This is a genomic window from Dactylosporangium sp. CA-233914, from assembly GCF_050942935.1.
Classification (GTDB): Bacteria; Actinomycetota; Actinomycetes; order Mycobacteriales; family Micromonosporaceae; genus Dactylosporangium.
Genome location: NZ_CP192030.1, coordinates 3,870,070 through 3,878,042 on the forward strand (window position 1 = coordinate 3,870,070; position 7,973 = coordinate 3,878,042).

A 7,973-nucleotide genomic window follows, 5' to 3' on the forward strand; every position below is an offset into this window, starting at 1 on the left:
AGGTATGAACTCCGATCGCGGGGACGTCTGCCGGCTGATGGTGGTGGGACCGACCAGCCGGGTGGACGTGAGCGTACCCACCCACATTCCGTTGGCCGACATGATGCCGGCCCTGCTCGGCGCGCTCGGACCCGATCTGGCCGACCGCGGGCTGGAGCACAGCGGCTGGATCGCCCAGCGGCTGGGCGAGCCGGCGCTGGACGAGTCGCGCACCGTCGGCGACCTGGGCCTGCTCGACGGCGAGGTCGTCCACGTCCGGCCCCGCACCGACCAGATCCCCCCGCTGGCCTACGACGACCTCATCGACGGCGTCTCCGCCGGCCTCGGCAAGCGCTCTGGGCTGTGGCGACCGGAGACGACCCGGCTCGCCGCGGTGCTGTCGCTGGCCGCCTGGCTGGGCGTCGCCCTGGCGGCGGTCCAGCTGTGGCCGGACCAGTCCCGCCGTACGGTGGCGATGGCGGCCTTGGCGCTGCTGAGCCTCGTGGCCGGCTTCGCGTCGGCCCGGCGGCCGGCCGACCGTACGCTGGCCGCGATCCTGGGCGCCACCGGGCTGGCCGCGGGCGTGCTGGCCGCGGTCGACGCGGCGATCGGGAGCCCGGGGCTGGTCGGCGCGGACGCCGGGGCCGGCGGCGCGGTGATGCTGCCGCGGATTCTCTTCGTCGCGGTCAGCGCCGGCAGCGTCGTCGCGCTGGTGGCGGCCGCGTTCGTGTTCCCGCGGACCGGCGTCCGCCAGATCGCCATGGGACTGGCGACGGCGTGGCTGCTCGTGTCGGTCGCGGTCGCGCTGCGCCTGCAGGGTTTCCTCGACTGGACCGGCGTGGCCGCGGTGATGGTCACGCTGACCACCGCGCTGCGACCGGCGGTACCGATGGCCGCGTTCAAGCTGGCCGGGCTCTCCCTGCCCGACATGCCCGCCGACACCGCGGACCTGCAGCAGGACATCGACCCGCAGCCCGCGGCCGGGGTGCTGGCCGGCGCGTCCGCCGCCGACCGGTTCATGACCGCGCTCTACGTGGCCCTCGGGACGGCCTCGGGCGCCGCGCTGGTGTGCCTCGCCACCGCGCCGGGCTGGGCCGCCCCGGTGGCCGCCTGGCTGGCCGGTGTCGCGCAGATCCTCGTGACCCGCCCGATGACCAGCGCGTGGCACCGCCTGGCACTGGCCGGGCCGGCGTTGGTGGCGATGGCGGCCTGGTGCCTGACCGCGGTCACGCACCGGACCGGTACCGCCGCCGCCGTGGCGCTGGCCGGCTGCCTGATCCTGGCGGTCGCCTCGGGCCTGGCCGCCCGGATCCTGCCGCGGCGCCGGTTCAACCCCCTGTGGGGCCGGATCGGCGACATCGCGCACACCGTGACGGTGACCGCGCTGCTGCCGGTGGTCGTGCTGATCTGCGGCGGGGTCGACCTGATCCGGGCGCGGGTGGGCTGAGATGTCCTCCCGTCGTGACCAGGTCGATGCCCAGCGGTACATGCTGAGCCGGGTGACCGGGGCGCTGGTCCGGGCCGAACCGGAGACCGCCGAGTCACCCACCCGCCGGGACCGCACCGGCACCGTGGCCGGCCTGGTGTTCGGGCTGCTCCTGCTGGGGGTAACGGCGATCTGGGCGCTGTTCCCGGGCTCCGGTTCGACCCGCTGGCAGCAGCCGCACATGCTGGTCGTGGACGACCGGACCGGGGCGCGGTACGTGCTGGTCTCGGGGCAGCTGCGCCCGGTCGACGACGTCGCCACGGCCACGCTGCTGACCGGTGGCGGGCTCACCCCGGTCGTGGTGTCCTCCGCCACGCTGGCCAAGGTGCCCCGCGGTGTCCCGGTGGGCAACCCGGCCGGGCCGCAGGTGCTGCCGGCGGCCGACCGGCTCAACGCCGGCGTCTGGCGCGCCTGCGACCTGGGACAGGGACACGTCGGGCTGGACATCGGGGTGCCCGCCGGCGCGCAGCCGCTGGGCGGCGGCGAGGCGGTGCCGGTGACCGGCGGCGGCAAGACGTACCTGCTGTGGGGCGGCCGGCGGCTGCTGCTCGGCGAGGCGTGGGTGGCCGACGTGCTCGGCCTGGGGCTGGTGCCGCCGATCCCGGTGGGCGCCGCCTGGCTGGACCTGATCCCGCTGTCCGGGACCGCCGGCCCGCCCACGGTCGAGGGCGACGGCGGGAACGGCCCGACCGTGGCCGGCAAGCCGAGCTCGATCGGGCAGATGTTCCTGGTCGACCTCGGCAACGGCAAGGTGGGGCACTACATGATGACCCGCGGCGGCATGGCGCCGCTGACCGAGACCGAGTACCTGCTGCAGCGGGCCCGCCCCGGTTCCGTGGCCGAGACCGCGATCGGCGCGGCCGACCTGGCCGCGACGCCGCAGCGGACGCCGGTGCATCCGCTGACCACCCTGCCCGCCACGCCGCCGAGGCCACGGTCCACACCGGACGGTGCCGCGGTCTGCGTGGAGTACACGGGACGCCCGGACCATGGCCCCACGGTGGTGCTCAGCCCCGACTACGCCCGGCCCGGCACCGTCGCCGCCACGGTGCGGGTGTCACCGGGCGGGGGAGCGCTGCTGCTGCCCCGGCTCGACGGAGACGCGGCGCAGCTGCCGGCGGTGCTGGTCGACGAGCGGGGCATCGGGTACCCGCTCGCCGGCCGCGACATCAGCACCCTCGGGTACGCCGCGGCGCAGGCCGTGGTGATGCCCTCGGCGCTGGTGGCCCTGGTGCCGGCCGGACCGGCGCTGGTCCGGCCGGAAGGGGGGTGAGGCCCGCAGTCGCGAACGGGTGCACAGGCCCGCGCGCCCGATGCCGGGCGCGGGCATCGAAACCGGATCACACGACCGCCGGCGGCCAGGACGTCGCCGGTGACCGGACAAGGAGAGCGAGATGGCACTTAACGGGATCGTCGCGGATCAGGCGACCATCACCAACATGGTCAGCGCGTTCAACACCTGCCAGGCCGAGTGCGGCAGCATCGAGTCCGCAGTGGACAGTGCGCGCAGCAACCTCGCCACGCAGTGGCAGAGCGACCAGGCGGCACCGCGGTTCATGCAGGCTGTCGACCAGTGGCTGGAGGGCTTCCACAAGGTCCGCCGGGGACTGGACATGCTCGACGGCAACATGCAGACCTACTCGCAGCTGACCACCACGACCGAAGAGAGCGGCGCCTCGTACGCCGTGGGCTGGGCCACGCACTGACCCGCCGCGACATCGGCGTTTCATCGACCGTCATACTACGAAGGAGGCCATGATGGCCAACTACAGCGTCAACCCCGCGGGCATGCAGGCAGTCGAGTCCGAACTCACCCAGGTGACTCAGCAGCTGGACACCTCACTGAGCACGCTGCAGGCCTCGGTGCAGCGGTTCACCGCCGCCAACAACGGCCAGGCGCCGGACGCCTACGCAAGGGCGCAGGCGTTGTGGGACCAGGGCCAGCGCGAGATGCACCAGGCGCTGACCCTCGGGCAGCAGCGGCTGGGGGAGATCACCAACAACTACGTCTCCGGCGACAACCGGGGCGCAGCCGTCTTCAGCGGCTAGATCCGCGGCCGGTCCCGCGTCCTGTGGGACCGGCCCCGGCCGGACCCGCAGGACGCGGCGGCACACCACTTTCGCTGGGAGGAGTCACGATGAAGAACGACCCGATCGTTATCAACCAGGCGTACCTGCAGGGCCTGCAGACCAAGTACACCAACCAGGTGAACGACATCGACGGGATGTACGGCAAGGTCTTCCCGTACGGTTCGCAGCCGGGCGCGCACATGGACATCACCAAGCCGTTCACGCTCAGGCTCGGCGGAGCGAACTTCGTCGAGGCGCAGGACGACGTCGCCGTCCTGGACCAGACCCGGTCCGGGCTGGCCAGCCGGCTCAAGAGCGCGCGCGGTGAGCTCTACACGCTCGAGTACGGCATCAAGTTCCTGCTGGCCGACTCGGACGCCACCGAGCACCTCAGCACGCTCAGCGCCGATCAGTTCGAGTACTTCATGCCGAAGACGGCGAGCTGACGATGACCAACATCGCGACGATCGAGGACGCTCTGGAGAGCATTCTCGGTCTCGTGCTGGGCGGAGCGCCCGGGCAGTACTCGCTGGCCACCTCCGGGAGCGGGGGTGGCCAGCAAGGCTCGGGCAAGAGCGGGATCAACAACGCATTCCGTCCGAGCACGATCCAGGGTCCGGGCTTCTGGCTGATCGCCCAGAAGGACACCCTCACCCACACCGGCGGCTGGGCGCCCGAATACGACAAGGACGCGGTCACGTTCTACAAGTGGCAGGACAAGTTCGGCGCCACCAAGCACATCACCCGGGTGACGGTGTGGGTGGGCTCGGTCAACCGCGACAACACCCAGGGCCAGGACCACAACAGCACCAACCCCGACAATGTGGCCAACGCCGGCGCCAACCCGGTGGTCGCGCTGGGCAATGCCTGGGAGCTGATCCAGCGGGAGATCCCGAATGTCGCCGGCCCCGGCACCTCCTTCGACCCGAACTCGATCGCGGCCGTGCGCCAGGTCCTGGCGACGCTGGTCCAGCACGCCGCCGACATCTCGGCCGGCCTCCAGGTGGACACCAAGAAGGTCGACAACAAGACGGCCGACTTCAGGGGCTCCGCGGCGTCGGCCTGGTACCGGCGGGTCCTCAACGCGGACCACTTCCTCAACGACCTCAAGGGCCAGCAGACGGAGTGGGACGCCCAACTCGGGTACATGGAGACCGTCGCCCGCAACTTCATCGACGCCGTGGTCAAGGCCAGCAACAGGTGGAGTGAGAAGGAGCCCAGGGGGGCGTGGCCCCACCCGTACCGGCTCATCGCCCACATGTTCAACGAGGGCAAGCTGGACTCCGGCGGTGACTCACACGCCTGGGACCTCGGCACCCAGTACGCCGACACCGGCGGCAAGGGCGACTCCACCGACGCGACCTTCCGGATGCCGTGGTGGGTGGACGAGAGCGGGCGCAACTTCGAGATCAACCCGTTCAACATCAGCCATTGGAGTCTGGTCGACCGGAAGCTGCGGCAGAGGTGGGCCCAGACGGCGATCCAGACCTGGGCGTCGGTGCTGCCCGCGGCCCAGGCCCTGATCTACACCTTCCAGGGAGCGCGCAACAAGCTGATGCTCGCCGACCCGGCGCCGGTACCGCCGGGACCGATGCCGAACAACCCCCTGGTCAACGGCCCGGGCAATCCGTTCGCGAACATGGGTAACCCGTTCGCGAACATGGGCAACCCCTTCGCGAATATGGGCAACCCGTTCGCCAACATGGGCAATCCGTTCGCCAACATGGGGAATCCGTTCGCGAACATGGGGAATCCGTTCTCGAACATGGGAAACCCGTTCTCGAATCTCGGCAGTGGTGCGAACAATCCGTTCACCAACCTCGGCAGCAACGGCAACGGGAACAACCCGTTCCCCAACGGCCCGAACCAGATGTTCGCCACGTCGACCAACCCGTTCGCGAACAGCAACGACGCACTGAACAGTCCGTTCAGCAGCGGCATGAACGAGCTGTCCCCCACCACGGCGTTCCCGCACACGCTCGCCAACATCCCCGACGGGGCCGGAGACAACGGCCCCGGGGCGGACATCCCGTTCTCCACGTCCACGATGCCCAAGCAGTTCGACACGTCGACCAACCCGTTCGGCGGCGGCGCGGCGCAGACACTGGGCGACCTCAGTCCGGCCCAGTTGGATCAGCTCCAGTCGGCCGGGCTGCTCAATGATGTGCCGTTGAGCCCGCAGCAGGCGGACTTCCTGGGCCAGAATGGGCTCGGCGTTCCCGCCATCCCGACCCTGGGTCAGCTGAACCCGGGTCAGCTCGATGCGCTGCAGCGCGCCGGGTTGCTGGATCAGAACCCGATCACTTCGGCCGAACGGGCCAACCTCGGTCTGCCCGCTCAGGCACTGGGCGACCTCAGTCCGGCCCAGTTGCATCAGCTCCAGTCGGCCGGGCTGCTCAATGACGTGCCGTTGAGCCCGCAGCAGGCGGACTTCCTGCGTCAGAACGGGCTCGGCGTTCCCGGTGGGGCCAACCCGACCCTGGGGCAGCTGAGCCCGGGTCAGCTCGATGCGCTGCAGCGCGCCGGGTTGCTGGATCAGAACCCGATCACTTCGGCCGAACGGGCCAACCTCGGTCTGCCCGCTCAGGCACTGGGCGACCTCAGTCCGGCCCAGTTGCATCAGCTCCAGTCGGCCGGGCTGCTCAATGACGTGCCGTTGAGCCCGCAGCAGGCGGACTTCCTGGGCCAGAACGGGCTCGGCGTTCCCGGTGGGGCCAACCCGACCCTGGGGCAGCTGAGCCCGGACCAGCTCGATGCGTTGCAACACGCCGGGTTGCTGGATCAGAACCCGATCACCGCGGCCGAACGGGCCAACCTCGGTCTGCCCGCCTCCGCCACGCTGCGTACGGCGCTGCCGCTCGGACCCACCTCCATGGTGGACACCAGCGCGTTCCCGACCACGATCAACGGCCTGGACGTGTCCGGACCGGGTACGGAGGCCCGCAACGGGCTGCAGCTCGGCGACGTCACCCGGCCGGGCGCCACGGACCACCCGAACCTTCCCGGGTTCCTCACCGGCACCGGTGGCCTGTCGTCCGTGCCGGGCATCCCCGGCTCGCCCGGAGCGCTGAGCCCGGGCGGCCTCGGGCTCAACCTCGGGCACGGTGGCGGTGCCGGGATGGCCGGTGGCGGTGCCGGCACGGGCCTGGGATCGAGTGGCCTGGGGTCGAGTGGACCCGGCTCGGCCGGCGCGCCCGGGGCGCCCGGTGCGGGCGGCAGCTCGGGAGCCGGCGGCGCCGCGGCGGCCGGTGGGGAGACCCCCTTCGGCGGCATGCCGTTCATGCCGCCGATGATGGGCGGCCCCGGAGCCGCCGGCAAGCAGGACCGCGAGCGCGGGCGCAACACCTGGCTCAAGGAGGACGAGAAGGTCTGGGGTACCGACCCGGACTGCCCGCCGGCGGTCGTCGGCCGCAGTGGGCGCAGCACCCAGGGCGACGAGGACGACTACACCACGCCCGCCGACGAGCGCTCCATCGCGCACGAGGAACGGCGCCCCGGCCGGGGTCGCTGAACCGTACCGGCGACAGTGCCGGGGTGCCGAGGTGAACTCGGCGCCCCGGCGCGACCGTGAGACAGGCAAGGAGGTACACCGATGACGTCACTGGGCGACGAGGAACTTCTGGCGCAGATGCGGTCCGCGCTGGACAGGGTGCAGAGCGCGGCGGGCCGGGTGCGCGAGCGCGTCCGGCAGTCGCGGACCACCATGCAGGACAAGGAGCACCTGCTGTCGGTCACCGTGGGCGGTCACGGTGAGCTGGCCGAGCTGGCCTTCCACGGCGACGCCTACCGGGAGCTGGCCCCGGCCGAACTGGCCGACCTGATCGTGAAGACCACCACCGCCGCCCGCCAGGAGGCCCAGCGCAAGGCCATGGCCGGTGCCGCCGTCCTGAGTGCGGACCTGGGCACGCTCGGCACCGCCGCCCGCGGTGCCGGCTCGGTGGAGGAACTGGTCGAGTCGATCGTCGGCGCGGTCACCGCCGCGGGCGACCGCCGGCGCGAGCCGGGTAGCCGGGGGAGTCAGGCATGAACGTTCGGATCGAGTTCTCCGGCGACGACCTGGCCCGCCGTGTTCCGCTGCTGGGCCAGTTCCGGGACGACCTGATCGGGACCCTGACACCGCTGACGGACATCGCCGCGTGCCGCTGGGCCGACGGCGTCGACCAGGACGACGAGCAGACCATCCAGGCGCGCAACGCCGTGCGCGGCGTGCTTTCCCAGTACATCCTGCCGTCGTACGTGCAACTGGGCGACTCCGTGGGCGTGCAGGGCGACAAGCTCGACCTGGTCCGCAAGATCGGCGACAACATCGAGTCCACCAACGGCGAGGCGGTCCCCGACATGCACGGCGGCCGGCACGGCTGAGCGCACACCGGTCACGGGTAGCTCGCGCGGCAGGAGAGGGGTTCGACGATGGTCTCGGTCAGCACGCCCACCGTCT

Annotated in this window: 8 protein-coding genes; all 8 read left to right on the forward strand. The window is 71.6% G+C overall.

Going from position 1 to position 7,973, the window contains the following annotated elements:
- Positions 1-4 precede the first annotated feature (4 nt).
- Positions 5-1,426 (forward strand): type VII secretion integral membrane protein EccD, encoded by a 1,422-nt coding sequence (gene eccD / locus ACQPY0_RS17705; RefSeq protein ID WP_432990129.1) that lies wholly within the window; start codon positions 5-7, stop codon positions 1,424-1,426.
- Position 1,427: 1 nt separating this feature from the next.
- Positions 1,428-2,738, forward strand: a complete 1,311-nt coding sequence (eccB, locus tag ACQPY0_RS17710; RefSeq protein WP_432990131.1) for a type VII secretion protein EccB — start codon at positions 1,428-1,430, stop codon at positions 2,736-2,738.
- A 121-nt stretch (positions 2,739-2,859) separates the two neighbouring features.
- Entirely contained in the window at positions 2,860-3,171 is a 312-nt protein-coding gene (locus ACQPY0_RS17715; protein WP_432990133.1) for a hypothetical protein, read from the forward strand.
- Positions 3,172-3,223: 52 nt separating this feature from the next.
- On the forward strand, positions 3,224-3,514 hold the full coding sequence (locus ACQPY0_RS17720) for a WXG100 family type VII secretion target (RefSeq protein ID WP_432990135.1): 291 nt from the start codon (positions 3,224-3,226) through the stop codon (positions 3,512-3,514).
- 89 nt (positions 3,515-3,603) lie between these two features.
- Complete coding sequence (locus ACQPY0_RS17725) at positions 3,604-3,981, forward strand: hypothetical protein (protein ID WP_432990137.1); 378 nt, start codon at positions 3,604-3,606, stop codon at positions 3,979-3,981.
- Between the two features lie 2 nt (positions 3,982-3,983).
- Positions 3,984-7,046: a hypothetical protein gene (locus ACQPY0_RS17730; protein WP_432990139.1), complete on the forward strand. Its 3,063-nt coding sequence runs from the start codon at positions 3,984-3,986 to the stop codon at positions 7,044-7,046.
- Between the two features lie 81 nt (positions 7,047-7,127).
- Positions 7,128-7,562 carry a YbaB/EbfC family nucleoid-associated protein gene (locus ACQPY0_RS17735; protein WP_432990141.1) on the forward strand — a complete coding sequence of 145 codons (435 nt, stop codon included), beginning with the start codon at positions 7,128-7,130 and terminating at the stop codon, positions 7,560-7,562.
- Positions 7,559-7,897 carry a hypothetical protein gene (locus ACQPY0_RS17740; protein ID WP_432990143.1) on the forward strand — a complete coding sequence of 113 codons (339 nt, stop codon included), beginning with the start codon at positions 7,559-7,561 and terminating at the stop codon, positions 7,895-7,897. The genes ACQPY0_RS17735 and ACQPY0_RS17740 overlap by 4 nt, the downstream gene beginning before the upstream one ends.
- Positions 7,898-7,973: the final 76 nt, after the last annotated feature.